This window comes from Kitasatospora sp. NPDC001547 (genome assembly GCF_042894165.1).
GTDB lineage: Bacteria > Actinomycetota > Actinomycetes > Streptomycetales > Streptomycetaceae > Kitasatospora.
This window is the reverse complement of record NZ_JBIAVL010000002.1, coordinates 310,347-328,002: the sequence shown is the minus strand read 5'-3', so window position 1 is coordinate 328,002 and position 17,656 is coordinate 310,347. Positions and strand designations below refer to the sequence as shown.

General features: G+C 74.1%; 18 protein-coding genes. 7 read left to right on the top strand and 11 right to left on the bottom strand.

Translation table 11 applies throughout. From position 1 onward, the window contains the following. Positions 1-169 precede the first annotated feature (169 nt). Entirely contained in the window at positions 170-829 is a 660-nt protein-coding gene (locus ACFY0X_RS04260; protein WP_387748596.1) for an FxLYD domain-containing protein, read from the bottom strand. Between the two features lie 199 nt (positions 830-1,028). Further along, a complete protein-coding gene (locus ACFY0X_RS04255) occupies positions 1,029-1,589 on the bottom strand; it encodes a DoxX family protein (protein WP_387748594.1) in 561 nt (186 codons plus the stop codon). A gap of 214 nt (positions 1,590-1,803) precedes the next feature. On the opposite strand from ACFY0X_RS04255, the gene ACFY0X_RS04250 reads away from it, so the two are divergent. Next, entirely contained in the window at positions 1,804-2,436 is a 633-nt protein-coding gene (locus ACFY0X_RS04250) for a MarC family protein (RefSeq protein WP_387748592.1), read from the top strand. Between the two features lie 45 nt (positions 2,437-2,481). Here ACFY0X_RS04250 and ACFY0X_RS04245 read toward each other — a convergent pair whose 3' ends face one another. Then, entirely contained in the window at positions 2,482-3,021 is a 540-nt protein-coding gene (locus tag ACFY0X_RS04245) for an NADPH-dependent FMN reductase (protein WP_387748590.1), read from the bottom strand. Between the two features lie 75 nt (positions 3,022-3,096). Further along, positions 3,097-3,561: an Lrp/AsnC family transcriptional regulator gene (locus tag ACFY0X_RS04240; protein WP_387748588.1), complete on the bottom strand. Its 465-nt coding sequence runs from the start codon at positions 3,559-3,561 to the stop codon at positions 3,097-3,099. 189 nt (positions 3,562-3,750) lie between these two features. On the opposite strand from ACFY0X_RS04240, the gene ACFY0X_RS04235 reads away from it, so the two are divergent. Beyond that, positions 3,751-4,581 (top strand): tryptophan 2,3-dioxygenase, encoded by an 831-nt coding sequence (locus ACFY0X_RS04235; protein ID WP_387748586.1) that lies wholly within the window; start codon positions 3,751-3,753, stop codon positions 4,579-4,581. Positions 4,582-4,691: 110 nt separating this feature from the next. Continuing rightward, positions 4,692-5,918: a kynureninase gene (gene kynU / locus ACFY0X_RS04230; RefSeq protein ID WP_387748584.1), complete on the top strand. Its 1,227-nt coding sequence runs from the start codon at positions 4,692-4,694 to the stop codon at positions 5,916-5,918. 114 nt (positions 5,919-6,032) lie between these two features. Here the strand turns inward: kynU and ACFY0X_RS04225 are convergent, their stop codons facing one another. Beyond that, positions 6,033-6,977, bottom strand: coding sequence for a hypothetical protein (locus ACFY0X_RS04225; protein WP_387748582.1), 945 nt, complete (start codon positions 6,975-6,977; stop codon positions 6,033-6,035). Positions 6,978-7,053: 76 nt separating this feature from the next. Between ACFY0X_RS04225 and ACFY0X_RS04220 the strand changes: the two genes are divergently transcribed. Next, positions 7,054-7,683: a TetR/AcrR family transcriptional regulator gene (locus ACFY0X_RS04220; protein WP_387748580.1), complete on the top strand. Its 630-nt coding sequence runs from the start codon at positions 7,054-7,056 to the stop codon at positions 7,681-7,683. Positions 7,684-7,850: 167 nt separating this feature from the next. Here the strand turns inward: ACFY0X_RS04220 and ACFY0X_RS04215 are convergent, their stop codons facing one another. After that, positions 7,851-9,329: a choice-of-anchor A family protein gene (locus ACFY0X_RS04215; RefSeq protein ID WP_387748578.1), complete on the bottom strand. Its 1,479-nt coding sequence runs from the start codon at positions 9,327-9,329 to the stop codon at positions 7,851-7,853. Positions 9,330-9,541: 212 nt separating this feature from the next. On the opposite strand from ACFY0X_RS04215, the gene ACFY0X_RS04210 reads away from it, so the two are divergent. From ACFY0X_RS04210 to ACFY0X_RS04200, 3 genes are all read left to right on the top strand, one after another. Next, on the top strand, positions 9,542-10,249 hold the full coding sequence (locus ACFY0X_RS04210) for a 4'-phosphopantetheinyl transferase family protein (protein WP_387748576.1): 708 nt from the start codon (positions 9,542-9,544) through the stop codon (positions 10,247-10,249). Between the two features lie 141 nt (positions 10,250-10,390). Continuing rightward, a complete protein-coding gene (locus ACFY0X_RS04205) occupies positions 10,391-10,873 on the top strand; it encodes a DUF2269 family protein (protein WP_387748574.1) in 483 nt (160 codons plus the stop codon). 118 nt (positions 10,874-10,991) lie between these two features. Further along, positions 10,992-11,822, top strand: a complete 831-nt coding sequence (locus ACFY0X_RS04200) for a helix-turn-helix domain-containing protein (RefSeq protein ID WP_387749272.1) — start codon at positions 10,992-10,994, stop codon at positions 11,820-11,822. Between the two features lie 91 nt (positions 11,823-11,913). Here the strand turns inward: ACFY0X_RS04200 and ACFY0X_RS04195 are convergent, their stop codons facing one another. From ACFY0X_RS04195 to ACFY0X_RS04175, 5 genes are all read right to left on the bottom strand, one after another. Beyond that, on the bottom strand, positions 11,914-12,348 hold the full coding sequence (locus ACFY0X_RS04195) for a hypothetical protein (protein WP_387748572.1): 435 nt from the start codon (positions 12,346-12,348) through the stop codon (positions 11,914-11,916). Positions 12,349-12,573: 225 nt separating this feature from the next. Beyond that, on the bottom strand, positions 12,574-13,470 hold the full coding sequence (locus tag ACFY0X_RS04190) for an amidohydrolase family protein (RefSeq protein ID WP_387748570.1): 897 nt from the start codon (positions 13,468-13,470) through the stop codon (positions 12,574-12,576). Further along, complete coding sequence (locus ACFY0X_RS04185) at positions 13,467-15,101, bottom strand: acyl-CoA dehydrogenase family protein (protein WP_387748568.1); 1,635 nt, start codon at positions 15,099-15,101, stop codon at positions 13,467-13,469. The genes ACFY0X_RS04190 and ACFY0X_RS04185 overlap by 4 nt, the downstream gene beginning before the upstream one ends. Continuing rightward, a complete protein-coding gene (locus ACFY0X_RS04180) occupies positions 15,085-15,855 on the bottom strand; it encodes a TetR/AcrR family transcriptional regulator (RefSeq protein WP_387748566.1) in 771 nt (256 codons plus the stop codon). Before ACFY0X_RS04180 ends, ACFY0X_RS04185 begins: the two co-directional genes overlap by 17 nt. A gap of 149 nt (positions 15,856-16,004) precedes the next feature. Further along, a complete protein-coding gene (locus ACFY0X_RS04175; RefSeq protein WP_387748564.1) occupies positions 16,005-17,516 on the bottom strand; it encodes a S28 family serine protease in 1,512 nt (503 codons plus the stop codon). Between the last annotated feature and the right edge of the window lie 140 nt (positions 17,517-17,656).

Here is a 17,656-nt window from a genome sequence, read left to right as displayed (position 1 = left end):
CTGCACCTGGGCATAAAAATGGACTAGACCAACTCAACCGTCAAGGGGGGCTGCCGGGCCTTGAGACCCGCTTAAGGTTCCACCCCCGCGCTGAGCTGGGCGGCTGCGCGCGGAGTCCGCACCTGAGTTCGGGTGCCGGAGCCGGGAGTGCCGGAGCCGGATGCCGGACTCAGTAGCGGACGGCGTTGGCGACCTCGGCCTTGACCGTGCCGGAGAGGCTCCGGTTGGCGTGCGCGGTGGCCTGGGCGCTCTGCCCTGCGGCCACGTCCGGGACGGTCACCGCGGTCGCGTCCAGCACCTTGCCGGACTCGTCGGTGAAGTCCAGCTGGATCACGTACCGGTACGACTGCCGGCCGTGGTTGGTGACGGTCAGCGGCACCTGCGGCTTGCCGTCCGACCCGGTCTCCACCGCCCCCGCGGTGACGTCCCCCTTGGCGTCCAGCCCGCCCTTGATCCCGGCGACGGCCGAGGAGGCCGACGACACCGCCGCCGAGGCCTGCGCCTCCGCCGAGGCGATCGCCGCCCCCGCCCCGCCGGCCGCCGACGCCAGCGCCGAGGCCGCCGCACTCGCGCCCTTCTCCACCGCCGCCGCGGCCGAGGAGGCCACGCTGCTCCCGCTCTTGCCGGAGGAGCAGCCCCCGAGCGCCGCCGCGCCGGCCACCGCCACGGCCAACACCCCTGCCACCGCGCACCGTCGGTGGCGCAGCGGCGGTGCGTCCAGGTCCTGCGCGGTGGTCCTCGGCGGGGTCGGGGAGCCCGGGCCGGTCTTCGGGCCCGCCTCCGCGGGGCGGAGACGGGCCCGGGCGCGGGCGAGCGGCTGGCGGTCCATGCGGTCCCTCGTTTCCGGTCGGCACCGGGCTGCCCGGCACACCTCCCGCCCACCCTCCGAGGGCCGGTGGACCGCCGCCAGCAGGGCTGCTGCCTCCGGGTGACGCGGCCGCGGACGGGGCCGGTGCCGCCCTGGAGGGCCGCTGGGGCCTACCTCGAACTCCCGTCGTGCGCCCGGGCGCCAGGAAGAGCCCGGAGCCCTAGGAGAGCCCGGAGCCCTCCTGCGAGTCCGCCTCCACCGCGGCCCGCTCCTCGCGCAGCCGCACCAGGTGCCGGCGCCGCGCCACCACCCCGTACGCCCCGGCGGCGCTCGCCACGAAGGACGCCAGGCCGACCCACGGCCGGTCGAAGACGTGGCCGGTCAGGTGGTCCAGCGAGTACCGGCCGGCCCCGGCCAGGCCGATCGCCAGCCCGGTCGCGCCGAGGAAGGCCGGGTACTCGTAGCCGCCGGACATCGCGAAGAAGCCGGCCGGGGCGTGCACGGACACCGCGCCCGCCATCGTCCCGGCCACCACCGCGCCGGCCGCCGGGGTGGCCAGCCCGGCCACCAGCAGCGCGCCGCCGCCCGCCTCGCCGAGACCGGCCGCGAGCGCGCTCTGCCGGGCGGGGTGGAAGCCCATGTGCTCCATGGCCTCGGTGGTGGCCTCCAGGCCGCCGCCCCCGAACCAGCCGAACAGCTTCTGGGTGCCGTGCGCGATCAGCACTCCGCCGACCGCGCTGCGCAGGGCCAGCAGGCCCAGGTCCTTACGGTTCAGGCACATCTCGCATCCTCGTTTCCGCGGCGGCGTGGACCTGCTCGGTGGCGGTCCTGTCTCCATAGCAACCGAGAGCGCCCACCGCTTCGAGCCGGGGCCGCCATCCGGGCGAATCCGCCGCCGGCCAGGAATGAACCGTCCGGCGAGAAGATTCACGCCACGCCCGACCGCGGGGGCGTGGCGGACCGGCCACCCGGAGGCCCGCGGCCATGCTTGGCCCATGTTCGTCTTCAACCTGAGCAGCGCCTTCATCACCTTCTTCGCCGTGGTCGGCCCGCCGAAGACCCTGTTGTCCTTCGCCCGGCTGGCCGGGACGCGGAGCAACCTGGAGCTGCGGCGGCTGGCGGCGCTGAGCACGGCCATCTCGGCGGTGATCGGCCTGGTACTCGGCTTCGGGGCCGACGAACTGACCACCCTGTTCCACATCAGCGACCAGTCGCTCCAGCTCGCGGGCGGGGCGATCTTCTTCGTCTACGCCGTCGCGCTGGTCTTCGGCGTCCACCTCGGCTCGGACGGCGACGAGGACGAGCACCTGGCGAACCCGCTGGTGGACGGCATCCGCGAACTGCTGCTGCCGTACATCGCCAGCCCGCTCGCCGTCACGGCCGTCCTGGTCGCCTCGCTCAACCAGGACGACTGGGGGTGGAAGGCCGCCGTCGCCGGGGCGTACGTGGCCGTCGCGGTGATCAACTACCTCTGCGTGGCGGTGCTCGCGCCGCTGATGCGACGCACCCACCGCACGTCGCTGGAGGTGCTGTCGCGGCTGCTCGGGATGCTGCTGGCGGCGGTCGGCGTGGAACTGTTCCTGGAGGGCCTGGCCGGGCTGGGGGTGCACCTTCCGGCCGGGCACTGAGCCCGCCGGGCCGCCCGCCGGTCGGTCAGCCGGTCAGCCCGCCGGTCAGCCCGCCGCGAGGCGGGCCAGCACCTCGCCGATCCGCTCCCGCACCAGCGGGTCGGCGACCAGCCCGTCCGGGCCGACCGCCCCGCGTGCCGGCGGCAGCCGGACGCAGGCCTCGTCCAGCACGGCCGCGCCGGTGTAGCCGAGGACGGCGCGCAGGGTGGCCTCGGCCCCCTGGCCGCGCCCCGGGCCGGCGGCGTTGATCCAGCCGGTCGGCTTGTCCGAGATCTCGATGCCGCCGACCGTCCAGTCCAGCAGGTTCTTGAACACGCCCGGCAGCGTCCCGGCGTACTCGGGGGTGCAGACCAGCAGCGCGTCGGCCGCCCCGATCGCGGCCCGCAGCGCGGCCACCGGCTCCGGCAGCGGGTCGGTGTCGAGGTCCGGGTTGAAGTGCGGCAGCCCGGCCAGTCCGTCGTAGTACGTGGTCCGCAGCCCCGGAGTGGCGGCGGCCACCGCGGCCGCGGTGCGCAGCACGGTCTCGTTGGTGGATCCGGCCCGCAGGCTCCCGGGCAGCAGCAGGATGTGGCGCTCGTTCGGCATGCCGGGAACCTACTCCCTGACGTCCGCGTCAAGGCCGGCGCGCCGGCCGGCCCCGGCGCGACGACGCGGCGGCGGTCAGCGCGGCGGCACCACGGGCCGCCAGGGCACCGGGCTGGAGAGGATCATCGAGCTGGACGGCTGGCCGTAGCGGCCGAGCCGGTCGCACACCCCCTCGAACTCGGCCATCGACGACACCGCGACGAGCAGCACGCAGCACGCCCCGCCGGTGACCCGGTGCAGCTGCACCACCTCCGGCCAGGTCGGCACCTCCGGGTCGCGCAGCACGCAGCGCGGGCCGTAGCACTGGATCTGGACCAGCGCGGTGATCGGCAGCCCTGCCCTGGTGAGGTCCACGTGGGCGTGGTAGCCGCTGATCACCCCCTCGGACTCCAGCCGGCGGACCCGTTCGGCCACCGCGGGTGCGGACAGGCTCACCCGGCGGGAGAGTTCGTTGTACGAGAGCCGGGCGTCGGCCTGGAGCTCGGCGAGCAGACGACGGTCGACGGCGTCCAAGGCGACCTCCCGGGTGGTCGGGATCAAGGGATTTCCGTTCGTAAAGCGAATCGGCGCAACGCCTCGCGAACGACAGCTCCGAACGCGGTTGCGATGCCCATCGACCATTCAAGCGGGGGGCACCGCCGCCGCACAATGGGCACCCGGTGGAACCCGGCAGTCCGGCTGGATCACCGGACCGGGCGACGGGGCCCGGAGGATCAGGAGGCATCGGGTATGGGGCACGACACGGTGGAGACGCCCAAGCTGTCGTTCGGTCGCGGCGGAGCACCGGGCCGAGGGACCCCGTACGCCCAGTACGCGCGCCTGGACGAACTGCACGGCCTGCAGCACCCGCGCAGCGAGGAGCCCGCCGAGCTGTCGTTCATCGTCACCACCCAGGTGATGGAGCTGCTGTTCGACCTGCTGCGGCACGAATGGACGCTCGCCGGGCAGGCGCTGCGCGAGGACGACCTGACCGCCGCGCTGGCCGCGCTGCGCCGGGGCACCCACGTGCAGGACGTCCTGGTGGAGTCCTGGGACCTGCTGGCCACCATGACCCCGCACGAGTTCAACTCCTTCCGCGCGCTGTTCGGCGAGGCCTCCGGCTTCCAGTCCTCCGCCTTCCTGCGGCTGGAGTTCCTGCTCGGCAACAAGAACGCCGCACTGCTGAACATGTACGACGGGATGCCCGGCACCCAGGCCGAGCTGGCCGAGGCGCTGCGCTCCCCCGGCCTGTACGACGAGGCGCTGGCCCTGCTGGCGCGCCGCGGCCTCGCCCCCCGGCAGGCCCCCTCCGAGCGGCGGTACCAGCCGTCCGCGGAGGTCGAGGCGGCCTGGCGGCGGGTCTACACCGAGCCGGAGTTCGCCGCGCTCCAGCCGCTCGCCGAGGCCCTGCTGGACGTGGCCGAGCGGGTCACCCGATGGCGTCAGCGGCACCTCTCGGCGGTCAAGCGGACGATGGGCGGCAAGCCCGGCTCGGGCGGCTCCAGCGGGCTGACCTGGCTGCGCAAGTCGGCCGAGCAGGACGTGTTCCCGGAGCTGTGGACGGTCCGGGACGGGCTGTGACGGCGGAGACGGACATGACGGCCACGGCGGCTGCGACGGCCGCGACGGCGGTGGCGGGCACTTCGGGAACGGGACGGGCCGGACACACGGATGACGAGGAAGGGACGGGCATGACCACGCGCGAGGAATGCGAGGCGCTGGACGCCGTCGACCCGCTGGCGGCGTTCCGCAAGGAGTTCGCCCTGCCGGACGGAGTGATCTACCTGGACGGCAACTCGCTGGGCGCGCTGCCGGTGCGCACGCCCGAGCGGGTGCGCCAGGTGGTCGAGGAGGAGTGGGGCCGGGAGCTGATCCGCAGCTGGAACGACGCCGGCTGGTTCGAGCAGCCGTACCGGCTGGGGCGGCGGATCGCGCCGCTGATCGGCGCCGGTCCGGCGCAGGTGGTCGTCTGCGACACCACCTCGGTCAACCTGTTCAAGGTGCTGTCGGCCGCGCTGCGGCTGCGCCCGGGCCGGCGCACGGTGCTCGGCGACGCCGAGGCCTTCCCGACCGACCTGTACATCGCCGAGGGCGTGACCGGCCTGGTCGAGGGCGCGCGCAGCACGCTGATCCGCCCCGAGGAGCTGGACCGCCACCTGGACGGGGACGTCGCCGCGGTCGTCCTCTCGCACGTGGACTACCGCACCGGCGAGCTGCTGGACGTGCCCGGCATCACCGCCCGGGTCCGGGCCGCGGGCGCCCTGATGATCTGGGACGTGTGCCACTCGGTGGGCGCGCTGCCGATCCAACTCGACGCCGCGGGCGCGGACTTCGCGGTCGGCTGCACCTACAAGTACCTGAACGGCGGCCCCGGCTCACCGGCCTTCCTGTACGTCGCCGAGCGGCACCTGGCGGCCGGCCCGCTCCAGCCGCTGAGCGGCTGGTTCGGCCACGCCCGGCCGTTCGCCTTCGAGCCCGGGTACGACCCGAAGCCGGGCATCGGCCGGTTCCTGACCAGCTCGCCCTCGCTGCTCGGCCAGGCCGCCCTCGGCGCCTCGCTGGACGTCTGGGAGCGGGTCGACCTGGCGGCGGTCCGGGCGAAGAGCCTGGCGCTGACCGACCTGTTCGTCTCGCTGACCGAGCGGCTGGACGGCATCGAGGTGGTGACCCCGCGCGAGCACGCCCGGCGCGGCAGCCAGGTCGCGCTGCGGCACGCCGACGGCTACCCGGTGGTGCAGGCGCTGATCGAACGCGGGGTGATCGGCGACTTCCGGGCGCCGGACCTGATGCGCTTCGGCTTCACGCCGCTCTACCTCTCGTACACCGAGGTCTGGGACGCCGCCCGGCAGTTGGCCGAGGTGCTGGAGACCGGTGAGTGGCGGGCGGAGCGCTTCTCCCGCCGGGGCGAGGTGACGTAGGGCGCGCCCGGTGGATCCCTGCCGTGCACCCGGCAGGGATCCGCGGGACGCGCCCCGGCCCCCGGGCACCGGTGGCGCGCTCCTCCTTCGAGCGGAACCGGCCTGCGCGGGGCGTCAGTTCGTCAGCTCCTCGACCAGCGCGCGGTAGACCGCGAAGGCCGGCTTGGGCGTGTAGTCGTCGCGCAGCAGGCCGAAGTGCGGGAACGGTCCGGCGCCCGCGCTGTCCGCGTCGCGCAGGGCGAAGAACGCGTAGCCGGCGACGTTGAGTTCGGCGGCGAGCCCGGCGACCGTCCGGACCACCTCCGCCACCACCTCGGCCTGCCGCGCCTCGCTGCGCCCGGGGCCGGTGGGCCAGCCGTTCTCGCAGATCCGCAGCGGGACGCCGGGCCCGATCCCGGCCCGCGGCAACGTGTCCCGGCGGAACCCGGTGAGCACCGCCCGTACCGCGTCGGCGAGTCGACCGGGCGGGACGGGGCGGAAGACGTCCGGGAAGAAGTCCAGGCCGACGTAGTCCAGGGCCCGGTGGAAGCGCTCGTCGGCGAGCCGGCCGAGCTCGGGCCAGAAGGTGTCCGCGGGGTCGAAGGAGGGCACCGCGTTGAAGCCGACGGCCAGCCGGTCGAACCCGTGGGCCAGCGCCTCCTCCTTGGCCGCGACCACGCCCTCGACCAGCGCCCGGCGGACGTTGGGGATGCTGCCGTCCACGGGCGGGAGGTCGAGGTTGGGCTCCTCGCAGATCTGCAGCAGGGCGAGGCGGTGCCCCTCGGTCCGGACCGTCCGCCGGACGAAGTCCAGCCAGCCCGCCAACTCCCCGCCGCGCTCCCGGTACTGGACCACCAGGTCGAGCCGGCGGCCCTCGACGGCGTACCGCTCGGGCCGCTCCGGGGTGTGCTCGCCGCCCGGGTACGAGCGGTAGGCGCGGACCAGGAACTCCGCCGCGCCGCCCTGGAGCAGGCGCAGGGCGGCGGTGATCCGGGCCGGGTCGTCGGGGCGGGCGGGCGTGATCACACCGGTGTCGTCACCGGCCGCCCCGCCGGGGTAGATGCCGAAGGTGAAGGTCATGCCGCCACCGTAGCCGATATTTTTGGTGTCACTGCAAGTTTGGAGTGACACCACGATCTACGGATAGAATCCGGCCATGGGACTTCGCGAACTCAAGAAGCAGCAGACCCGGGAGCTGCTGTCCGACACCGCCATGGGCCTGTTCGCCGAGCGCGGGTTCGACCGGGTCACGGTGGTCGAGGTGGCCCGGGCCGCCGGGGTCTCGCCGAACACGGTCTTCAACTACTTCCCGACCAAGGAGGACCTCTTCTTCGACCGGCAGGAGGAGGTGGTCGCCCACCTGGCCGCCGTGGTCCGGCACCGCCCGGCGGGCAGCACGGCCGTGGACGCCGTCCGGGACGACCTGCTGACCGCCTTCGCGAACGCGGAGCCGACGGTCGGGCTGGACCCGGGGATGGCGGCGTTCTGGCGGATCGTCGAGGACAGCGCCGCCCTGCGGGCCCGGCTGCTGGAGCTCGGCGAACGGGCCGAGGCGGCGCTCGCGGCCGCCCTGGCCGAGGAGTCGGGGGCCGCACCGGAGGACCCCCTCCCCCGGATCGTGGCCGGAGCCGTCGCGGGGGCGCACCGGGCCGTCCTCGGCGAGGTCCGGCGGGCCGTGGTGGCCGGGGAGCCCGCCGAGACGGTGCGGACCCGGGTGGAGGCGGCGGTGGACCGCGCCTTCGGGCTGCTCGGCTCGGGCCTCGCCCACTACCCGGGCGAGCGGTAGCCGGCCGGAGCCGGGGAACGGGGCGGCGGCGCGGATGGAAGCGGAAGCGGCGCAGGCCACCCGGTCGGTTCGACCCGGGCGGCCTGCGCCGCTGTTCGGCTGCTCGACCGTTCAGCTGCTCGACTGTTCGGCTGTTCAGTGCCTCGGCGCCTCCGCCGTACGGTCCGTCAGCTGTGGCGACCGCGACGGCGGGCGGCCAGCACGGCCAGACCGCCGAGGCCGAGCAGGCCGACGCCCGCCAGGCCGAGGACCACCGAGGCGTTGCCCGCGCCGGTGGAGGGCAGCTCACCGCCGCCACCGGGGTGGGGGCTGGTCGGATCCCCGGTCGGGCGGTGGCTGGTCGGGGCCGCACTCGACGTCGTCGCGGTCGCCGACGGCGAGGTCGGCGCGGACGAGGTGGGCGTCGGGCCCGGCGAGGTCGGGCCCGGCGAGGTCGGGCCCGGCGAGGTCGATGACGGGGCCGTCGGCGATGGGAACGTCGGACCCGGCGACGTCGGGGAGGGGGACGGCGTCGGCGAGGTCGGCGACGGGCTGGGCGTCACGGCGCAGTCCGGCAGGTCGCCGTCGAACGGGTAGCTGTGGATCTCGTAGCCGCCGGTGCCGGTGTGGATCAGGTTGCCCGCGAGGTACACCCGGCCGTTCATGCCCGGCTGGGCGATCGTCGTGGTGCCGCTCGGATTGCCGGCCATGACCGAGCCCTGGAACTGGGCGCTGCCGAGGATCCGCGCCGAGCTCGCGGTCGGGAAGTTGTACACCAGCTTGGAGCGCAGCTCGGTGGTCCGGTCGCCCGCCAGACCGGTACCGGTGTAGGTGTTGATGACCGGGCTGTCCCCGAGCATGTTCACCACGACGGTGGCGCCGGCCGGGATGCCGTCGAAGACCAGGCCGATCTGCCCACCGGTCGGCGACGCGAGGCTCCGGGTGACGTTGAAGACCTGCCTCATGCTGGTCCCGTCCCCGGTGAAGGTCGCCTCGTTGGCGGTGACCGCGACGGTGCCGGTCGCGGCGGCCCGGCCGACGCAGTCGGAGACCTCCTGGATCCGGGCCGGCACCGACCGGTAGGGCACGACGGCGTCCGGGTCCTGGATCGACTCGCCCGTCGGGTCGATGCTCACGGTGCCGGTGACCGGGCCGGCGTGGCGCAGGTTGCCGAACGCCGGGCCGTGCGAGTCGCTGCCGCCGATCAGGACGCTGTTGCCGGTCCTGACGTCGACGTCGCCGCCGGTGGTCACGAAGTCGCTGCCGTTCGGCGGCACCACGCGAGAGCCGACGCCGACGACGCCCATGTTGTAGACGCCGCCGCCGTTCTTGTCGACGGTCAGCTTCCCCAGCGTGACGATCTTGCCCTCGGCCTCCGCAGCCCGGCCGTTCACGGTGTAGTCGCCGCCGGTGAAGACGTTGACGGCGGCGTCCCGGCCGGGGAAGTCGCCGTTGTGCGGCGGCGGCCAGGCACTGGGGCAGTCGGACCCGGAGCAGGCACCCGGCGGCGGGGCCAGCGGAGCGGCCGAACCGGTCGTCAGCACCGCGGCCAGCGGCAGCGCGGCGACGGCGGTCGCCACGGCGACCCGGCCGGCCCGGCGCCCGGGCGCGGCCGGGGTCCTCGCGGCGGCGGTTCTGTGATCCGACGAACCGGTGACCTGACCCATCGACAATTCCTCCGTGCGTGAGAAAGGAGCAGGCCCGGACGGACTGCCGCGTTCCGTGCCATCTGCCGGCGATCCAGCAGATCCGGGATATCAAACCTTAAATCGGACTATTCACACCTTACAGATCCTCAGTTCGGAGCTGAAATTCATCCGTACGGAGCAGCGATCGCCCGGGCAAGCGGGAGTTTGGCGGCAGGCCCTAGGTTGGACGCATGACCACCGAGGCCCAGGAACAGAGCGCGCCGCTCGTCGCCGTCGCGTCCGCCGACGCCGTACTGCGGCACCCCGAGGCGGGCGAACACCTGCTGACCGACCTGGAACGGGAGCGCGCCGCGCGCTTCCGGCACGAGTCCGGGCGGATCGACTTCACCGCCGGGCACCTGCTGGTCCGGCTCTGCGCCGCCCGGCTGCTCGGCGTTCCGGTGGCCGGCCTCGTCCTCGCCCAGCAGTGCCCGGACTGCGGGCTCGCCGACCACGGCAAGCCCTACCTGCCGGACCACCCCGGGGTGCACGTGAGCCTGTCGCACACCCGGGGCGTGGTCGCCGCCGGTGCCGGGTTCCAGCCGGTCGGGGTGGACGTCGAGCTGTCCGCCCGGGGCGGCTCGCTGCGCTCGGTCGCCCGTCGGGTGCTCGCCCCGGCGGAGCTGGCCCTCGTCGAGGCCGACGCGGAGCCGGAGCAGGCGTTCCTGCGGCTCTGGGTGCGCAAGGAGTCGCTGATCAAGATCGGCCGGGCCAGCCTGGACACCCTCGGCGGGGTCGACCTCTCCGGGTTGCCGCTGTCCGTCCCGCCGGGCGCGCCGCTGCGCAGCCGGTGGGAGGACCTGCACCTGCTCGACTGGGCCGACCCGGAGCACGCCGCCGCCGTCGCGGCCGTCAGCACCGCCCCGGCCCGGATCGTGGAGCTCACCGCGGCGGGCTGAGCACCCGGGGCCGGGGGCGGTCCCCGGCGCCCACCCGCGGTGGGCCGGTGGATAAGCGGTGTTAGCGTGCCTGGTCGTGGGCACGTCGAACGCGCGTGCCCACGACCAGCTGCCCACCGGATTCAAGAGGGTGCCCCCGCCATGGCCAAGTTGCTGCTGAGCCTGCACGTCCTCGTGTCGGTCCTGTTCATAGGCCCGGTCGCGGTGGCCGTCAGCATGTTCCCCCGCCGGGCGAAGGCCGCGCTGGCCGGCGGTCCGGACCGGGCCTCCGACGCCGGTGTGCTGCGGGTGCTGCACCGGATCACCCAGGTCTACGCGCTGCTCGGGGTCGCGGTGCCGGTGCTGGGCATCGGCCTGGCCCAGGTGATGGACGTGCTCGGGCAGTCCTGGGTGATCGTCTCGATGGTGCTGACCGCGGTCGCCGCGCTCGCGCTGCTGCTCTTCGTGCTGCCCGGCCAGCAGGCCGCCGTGGACGCGCTCGAACTCGACCCGTCGGACGAGCAGCACGCCAAGGCCGTCAGCGGCCTGAAGACGCTGCCGATGACCGCCGGGGTGTTCAACCTGCTGTGGGCCGTGGTCGTGGTGCTCATGGTCGTCCGCCCGGGGTCGAGCACCGGCGTCTGACCCCGCTCTCCGGATCCCCGCTGACCACCGCCGCGGGTCACCGCGGATCCCCGCTGGTCCCCGTCGCCCCCTCCCGTCGACCGGGCTCGTTCGAGTACCGTCCTGGGCCATGACGATCATGGCGGGCATGGGCAGCCCGACGGGAACCGGTGTCGGCCCGCTGCTGCGGGGCTGGCGGGAACGACGGCAACTCAGCCAGCTGGAACTGGCGCTGCGGGCGGACTCCTCGACCCGCCACCTCAGCTTCGTCGAGAACGGCCGCTCCCGGCCCAGCCGGGAGCTGGTGCTGCGGCTCGCCGAGCAGCTGGACGTGCCGGTGCGCGAGCGCAACACCCTGCTACTGGCGGCCGGTTACGCCCCGCACTACCCCGAGACACCGCTGGACGACCCGTCGATGGCCGCGCTGCGCGCGGGGCTGGAACGGCTGCTGGCCGCCCACGACCCGTACCCGGCGGTCGTGGTCGACGGGTCCTTCCGGGTGCTGGCGGCCAACCGCTCGCTCGGGCTGCTGATGGACGGCGTCGCCCCGCACCTGCTGGAGCCGCCGTTCAACGCGATCCGGGTCACCCTGCACCCGGACGGGCTGGCACCGCGCATCGTCAACCTCCGGCAGTGGCGGCAGCACCTGCTGGAGCGGATGGAACGGCAGCTGGAGCTGGTCCGCGCCGAGCCGCTGCGCCGGCTGTACGAGGAGGTCCGCGGCTACCCCGAGCCGGCCGGAGACCAGGGCGACGGGCCGGCCGAGGAAGGGCCCGGCGCCGACGACTTCCCGTTCGCGCTGCCGATGCGGATCCGGTACGAGGGGCGGGTGCTCTCCTTCCTCTCCACCATCGCGACCTTCAACACGCCGCTGGACGTCACCGTCTCCGAGCTGGCCATGGAGACCTTCCTACCGGCCGACGCGGAGACGGTGCGGTTCCTGCAGGCGGTGGTCGGGCCGGAGCGGTAGCCCGGGGCTCGGTCTGCGCCCGGCACTCAGCCCCGCGCCTCAGCCCCGCGCCTCAGTCCCGCTCCTCGGTCCTGCGCCTCAGCCCCGCTCCTCAGTCCCGCGTCCGGGCCTCTCGCCGCAGGGCGGTGATCTGGAGGACGGCGAACAGGGCCACCGTCCCGGCCTGCAGCGGGATCCAGACGAGCCCGGCGGTGGTCGGCTCCAGCCACAGCTCCATCGCGACCAGGCTGAGCACCACCCAGGCCAGGTTGAGGTCGACCACCGCCCGCACCCCGAACACCGGCGGCTGCCGCCGGGCGGCGAGCGCGCCCACCGCGAACGCGTACCCGAGGAGGAAGAGCCCGATGTCGACCAGGGTGGCGCGGCCGGCGCCGAGCAGCTCGCCGAGCGGGCCGGAGAAGGCCAGGTAGGCCAGGCCGTTGCCGCCGGTGACCAGCGCGTCCAGGACGAGCGTGCCGCGCACCGTCCACGGCGAGAAGGCGGAACCGGGCCGGGCGGGCGTGAGGGTGTTCGCGTGGGCGGACATGGCGGATCGCCTCCTGTCGGGGGTGGGAGCCCGGGGCCGTGGCGGCCTCACCGGGTGGCTCCACCCTGCCCGGTGGGGCGGCGGGCGTCGATTACCCCGCAGGTAACGCCCGGTCCGGTCCGCCGGGCATCCGGCGGACCGGCCTGGTGCCGCACCCGTGGTCGGCGGCGCCGCGGGTGCCGCGGGTGCCGCCGAGACCGCAGGTGCCGCAGAGACCGCGGACGGTCAGCCGACCACCGGGGCGGGGAGTCCGAACAGGGCGGCCGCGTTGTCGTGGCAGACCGCCCGCAGCCACTCCTCCCCCAGCCCCAGCCCGGCCAGCGCCTCCAGCTGGTGGACGTACCGGTAGGGGATGTTGGGGAAGTCGCTCCCGAGCAGGACACGGTCCCGGAGCCCGCGCAGGCGCGGCAGTTCCTCCTGCGGGAACGGGGCGTCGGCCTCGGCGAAGTCGGTGAACGCGATGGTGGTGTCCAGCCGGACGGCCGGGTGGCGCTCGGCCAGGTCGAGGAAGTCGCGGTACTCGGGCATCCCGAGGTGGGCGACCACCAGGACCAGGCCGGGGTGCCGCTCCAGCACCGCGCCGATCGGGCCGGGGCCGGTGAACTTGCCCGGCACCGGCCCGGACCCGCAGTGGGTGACCACCGGGGTGCCGGTCTCGGCGAGCAGCCCCCACACCCCGTCCAGCAGCGGGTCCGCCGGGTCGTAACCGCCGACCTGGAGGTGCGCCTTGAACACCCGGGCGCCGTCCTCGATGGCCCGGGCCACGTAGCCCGGCGCCTCGGGCTCGGGGAAGAAGGTCGCGGTGTGCAGGCACTCGGGGGTGCGGGCGGCGAAGTCGGCGGCCCAGGCGTTCAGCCAGCCGGCCATGCCCGGCTTGTGCGGGTAGAGCATCGACGTGAACGCCCGGACGCCGAAGTCCCGCAGTCGCCGGACCCGTTGCTCCTCGGCCTCGCGGTAGGTGATCGGCCAGGGGCGGTTCACCAGCGGGCCGGCCGCGTCGAAGTACGCCCACACCTTGTCGAGGACGTTCTTCGGCATGAAGTGGGTGTGCACGTCGATCAGCCCGGGCAGGCCGAGCGACCGCCAGAACCTCCGTACGCCGTCGGCCTCCTGACCGCTCACGCGATCACCGGGCGGGCGCGGTCGATGACGGCCCCGGTGTCGACCCCGGCCGGCAGGGTGCCGAAGGCCCCGCCGTGGTCGCCGCCCAGCCGGCTCGCGCAGAAGGCGTCGGCCACCGCCGGGCTGCCGTACCGGACCAGCAGCGAGCCCTGGAAGGCCAGCGCCATCGACTCGACCAGTCGGCGGGTGCGGTACTCCAGGTCCCCCGGGTCGGTCAGCTCCTTGCGCAGTGCGGCGACGGCCGCGTCCAGCCGGCGGTCCGCGCCCGCGGCGGCGTCGAGTTCGCCGAGGAAGGCCTCGACGGTCTCCGGGCGCTTGGCCATGGCGCGCAGCGCGTCCAGGGCGGCGACGTTGCCGGAGCCCTCCCAGATCGACACCAGCGGCGCCTCCCGGTAGAGCCGGGGCATCCCGGACTCCTCCACGTAGCCGTTGCCACCCAGGCACTCCAGCGCCTCGGCGGAGTGCGCCGGACCGCGCTTGCACACCCAGTACTTGGCCACCGCCAGGCCCAGCCGCCGGACCAGCGCCTCGGTCCCGTCCCCGGCGAGGGCCCGGTCGGTGGCCTGGGCGAGCCGCATGGCGACGATCGTGGCCGCCTCGGACTCCACCACCAGGTCCGCGAGCACGTTGCGCATCAGCGGCTGGTCGACCAGCGCCCTGCCGAACGCCCGCCGGTGCAGGGCGTGGTGGACCGCGCGGGTGGCACCGTAGCGCATGCCGGAGGCCGCGCCGACGGTGCAGTCCAGGCGGGTCATGTTGACCATCTCGATGATGGTCGGGACGCCCCGGCCCTCCTCGCCGACCAGCCAGCCGACCGCGCCGTCGTACTCCAGCTCGGCGGAGGCGTTGGACTTGTTGCCGAGCTTGTCCTTCAGCCGCATCAGCTGCAGGCGGTTGCGGCTGCCGTCCGGCAGGACCCTCGGCAGCGCGAAGCAGCTGAGGCCGCCCGGCGCCTGGGCCAGCGTCAGGAAGAGGTCGGACATCGGCGCCGAGGTGAACCACTTGTGGCCGGTGAGCCGGTAGGTGCCGTCCGACTGCGGAGCGGCGGTGGTGGTGTTGGTGCGGACGTCCGAGCCGCCCTGCTTCTCGGTCATCGACATGCCGGCGATCAGCCCGCGCTTGGTGCGCGGCTCGCGCAGCCCGAAGTCGTACTCCCGGGCGGCCAGCAGCGGCTCCAGCTCGGCGGCCAGCGCGGGGTTGGCGCGCAGGGCCGGGACGGCGGCGTAGGTCATCGAAACCGGGCAGGTGTGGCCGGCCTCGACCTGGCCCCAGACGAAGAACCTGGCGGCGCGGGCGGCGTGGGCCCCGGGGCGCTCGTCGCGCCAGGGCGCGGCGTGCAGGCCGTACGAGACGGCGGTGCGCATCAGCTCGTGCCAGGACGGGTGGAACTCGACCTCGTCGATCCGGTGGCCGAAGCGGTCGTGGGTGCGCAGCACCGGCGGGTTCTCGTTGGCCAGCCGGCCCCACTCGGCGGCCTGCTCGGAACCGGCCAGCCGGCCCAGCTCGCGCAGCTCGGGCTCGGCCCAGCCGGCGCCGGCCCGCTGGAGGGCGGCGAGCAGGGTGGGGTCGGCGGCGGTGTCGTGTCCGTACGGCAGGGGCACCTGGTTGGTGACCTCATGCGTCGCTGTCATCGCGTCCTCCCAGGGCACGCAGGGTGAAGGAGACCAGGGCGGGGACCACCGTGGTGGTGTCGCTCGGCGGGTTGTCGCTGGGGGTGCTGTCGCTCGGGGGGCTGTCGCCGGGGCTGCTGTCGCTCGTTGGGTTGTCGCTGGGGCTGCTGTCGCGCCGTTCGGGATCGGCTTCGAGCGTCGTGGCCGGTGTGGTCCGTGCGGCCGGTGCGGCCGGTGTGACCGGAGCGGCGGCCAGTGGGCCGGCCAGGGCCTCGCCGACCGCTCCGACCAGGGCGGCGGCGGTCAGTACCGGGTCCTGCTCGGGCAGTTCGCCGCTCGCCACGGCGGCGGCGATCTCGGTGGCGATGACGTCCCGGAACGCCCGCCGGAACACCAGGCGCTCCTCGTCCACGACCGCGTCGGCCGGCTCGACCAGCAGCGCGTACGCCAGCCGGGGCGCGCGCAGGGCGCGGGCGGCGAAGGTCTCGACCACGGCGGCGATCCGCCGCTGCGGGGTGTCCCGGACGGCCACCGCCGCGTTGACCGCGTCGATCTCGTGGGTGACCACCCGGCGGAACAGCTGCACCGACAGGTCGGCCTTGCCGGAGAAGTGCTGGTAGAGGCTGCCGGTGGCGATCCCGGCGCGGTCCGCTACGGCGGCCATCGTGCAGCCGCCGTAGCCGCGCTCGGCGAGCAGGCCGACCGCCGACTGGAGGACCGCTTCACGCTGGGCGTCCAGGCGGGCTTGTACGGCGGGGGTGCGTCGGTAGGCCATGGAAGCATTGAAGCACTGATTCACTGCTTCGGGGAGGGGGTGGACGGGCCCGGTCGGACGGCACTCGCGGAACGCGCGAGGAGGCCGCCCCGGGAACGCGGGGCGACCTCCTCCTCATTGCTCCGTGCCGCGGCCCTGCCGCGCGAGCGCTACAGCGGGCGGCGCTCCTGCTCCAGGCGCCGGCCCTCGACGTCCAGCGGGCCGAACTCGGCGCCCGCCTGCGGCGACTTGGTGAGCGAGCGGGCGGCGTTCGGGTCGCTCAGACCGGCCCACTCCAGCACCTTGGCGACGGCCTGCGCCGACTGGGCGGCGGGCAGCTGCTCGATCTTGGAGCCGTGGTTGCCGCCGGGCACGGTGTAGACGTAGCTGTCCTCGCTGCCCCGGCCGAGGCGGAACGGCTTGGCGCCCCACGGGTCGTTGCCGCCGTAGACGTACATGATCCGCTCGCCCTCGCGCTTCACCCAGCGGTCGATGTCGGGCATCGCGTTCCGGTTGAAGACGGTCGGGATCTCCTTCGGCACGAAGGTGCGGACCGAATAGAGCTCCTTGTAGTCGTAGTGCAGCACGCCGTCGAGGTGCGACACGTCGAAGAACGGCGCGCCCAGCTCGGTGGCGGCCTGGTAGTAGTACGCGGTGTACTTCGCCAGCGACTGGTCGCTGTTGCCGGTGATGCCGGACTGCGCGTCGAACCAGGCGTACAGCTCGTCGTCGGTCGCGGTGGCGGCCACCGGGACCTTGGCGCAGTCGGCCTCCAGGCTGTACTGCCAGAACGCCCAGACCACGTCCAGCACGCCGGCCTCGTACGCACGGTCCGGGGTGCCGAGGGTCTTGAAGGTGGAACCGGCCGCCTGGTTGTCGGCGACGTAGCGGGCCTCCAGGCGGTCGCGGCGCACCAGCAGCTCACGCTGGGCGGCGTTCAGCCTGGCCCGGCACTCGGGGGTGCCGACGGTGCGGAAGAACTCGCTGTAGGGCTCGGAGTCGTTGACGTTGGTGTTGTTCGGCGCGACGTAGGCGATCGTGCCGGACACGTCGTCCGGGTAGAAGCGGCGGAAGTAGGTGGAGGACATGCCGCCCTTGCTGGCGCCGGTGGACAGCCACTCCTCCTGGTAGATCCGCTTGAGCGCGGTCACCAGCCGGTGCGAGTCCGCGGCGCCCTGGCGGATGCCGGCCTTCGACCAGTCCGCCGGCTCCGGGCGGGAGGGGGTGAAGAACCGGTACTCGATGGACACCTGGTTGCCGTCCACCAGCCGGGTCGGCTCGGTGCGGGACGGGTTGGTGCCCAGGGTGTAGCCGTTGGTGTAGAAGACGGTCGGGCGGTCGTAGCCGCGGTGCAGCAGGCTGAAGCGCTGCTGGAAGGTGCCCAGCCAGGGCCGGAAGTGGTCGATCGGCTGGGTGTAGGTGGCGAGGAAGTAGCGGTGACCGGTGGTGGTCGGCTTCTCCTCGGTGATGGTCACCCCGGGGATCGCCGCCAGGCGGTCCTTGATGTCGGCGGTCGGGTCGTCGGCGGGGCTGCGGCCGTGGCGGGACGCCTCGCTCTGCGCGTCCTGGCCCCCCTGGGCGCTCTGGCCGTCGGCGGCGGACGCCGGACTCGCCAGGCCGCCGATCGCGAGCAGCGGTATCAGCAGGGCGGAAGCCAGCAGCCTTCTCACGGTGGTGGTCATCAACTCTCCATCTGTTCAACTGGTATGACTGCCGCCTGCCGGAACGGCCGGGCGGCGTGGGTGGTGCGGCGGCCGACCGATGGACGGCCGAATGGGCCACCCGCTGTTCGCGGATGGCCCATCGGGGAAAAAGTGCTGGT

What these genes read in the sequence shown, in the direction of transcription:
- ACFY0X_RS04175 (WP_387748564.1), bottom strand. Translation starts at nt 17,516, where the DNA reads ATGACCACCACCGTGAGAAGGCTGCTGGCTTCCGCCCTGCTGATACCG.
- ACFY0X_RS04220 (WP_387748580.1), top strand. Translation starts at nt 7,054, where the DNA reads ATGGGACTTCGCGAACTCAAGAAGCAGCAGACCCGGGAGCTGCTGTCC.
- ACFY0X_RS04250 (WP_387748592.1), top strand. Translation starts at nt 1,804, where the DNA reads ATGTTCGTCTTCAACCTGAGCAGCGCCTTCATCACCTTCTTCGCCGTG.
- ACFY0X_RS04210 (WP_387748576.1), top strand. Translation starts at nt 9,542, where the DNA reads ATGACCACCGAGGCCCAGGAACAGAGCGCGCCGCTCGTCGCCGTCGCG.
- ACFY0X_RS04180 (WP_387748566.1), bottom strand. Translation starts at nt 15,855, where the DNA reads ATGGCCTACCGACGCACCCCCGCCGTACAAGCCCGCCTGGACGCCCAG.
- ACFY0X_RS04200 (WP_387749272.1), top strand. Translation starts at nt 10,992, where the DNA reads ATGGCGGGCATGGGCAGCCCGACGGGAACCGGTGTCGGCCCGCTGCTG.
- ACFY0X_RS04235 (WP_387748586.1), top strand. Translation starts at nt 3,751, where the DNA reads ATGGGGCACGACACGGTGGAGACGCCCAAGCTGTCGTTCGGTCGCGGC.
- ACFY0X_RS04205 (WP_387748574.1), top strand. Translation starts at nt 10,391, where the DNA reads ATGGCCAAGTTGCTGCTGAGCCTGCACGTCCTCGTGTCGGTCCTGTTC.
- kynU (WP_387748584.1), top strand. Translation starts at nt 4,692, where the DNA reads ATGACCACGCGCGAGGAATGCGAGGCGCTGGACGCCGTCGACCCGCTG.
- ACFY0X_RS04225 (WP_387748582.1), bottom strand. Translation starts at nt 6,977, where the DNA reads ATGACCTTCACCTTCGGCATCTACCCCGGCGGGGCGGCCGGTGACGAC.
- ACFY0X_RS04215 (WP_387748578.1), bottom strand. Translation starts at nt 9,329, where the DNA reads ATGGGTCAGGTCACCGGTTCGTCGGATCACAGAACCGCCGCCGCGAGG.
- ACFY0X_RS04185 (WP_387748568.1), bottom strand. Translation starts at nt 15,101, where the DNA reads ATGACAGCGACGCATGAGGTCACCAACCAGGTGCCCCTGCCGTACGGA.
- ACFY0X_RS04195 (WP_387748572.1), bottom strand. Translation starts at nt 12,348, where the DNA reads ATGTCCGCCCACGCGAACACCCTCACGCCCGCCCGGCCCGGTTCCGCC.
- ACFY0X_RS04255 (WP_387748594.1), bottom strand. Translation starts at nt 1,589, where the DNA reads ATGTGCCTGAACCGTAAGGACCTGGGCCTGCTGGCCCTGCGCAGCGCG.
- ACFY0X_RS04245 (WP_387748590.1), bottom strand. Translation starts at nt 3,021, where the DNA reads ATGCCGAACGAGCGCCACATCCTGCTGCTGCCCGGGAGCCTGCGGGCC.
- ACFY0X_RS04260 (WP_387748596.1), bottom strand. Translation starts at nt 829, where the DNA reads ATGGACCGCCAGCCGCTCGCCCGCGCCCGGGCCCGTCTCCGCCCCGCG.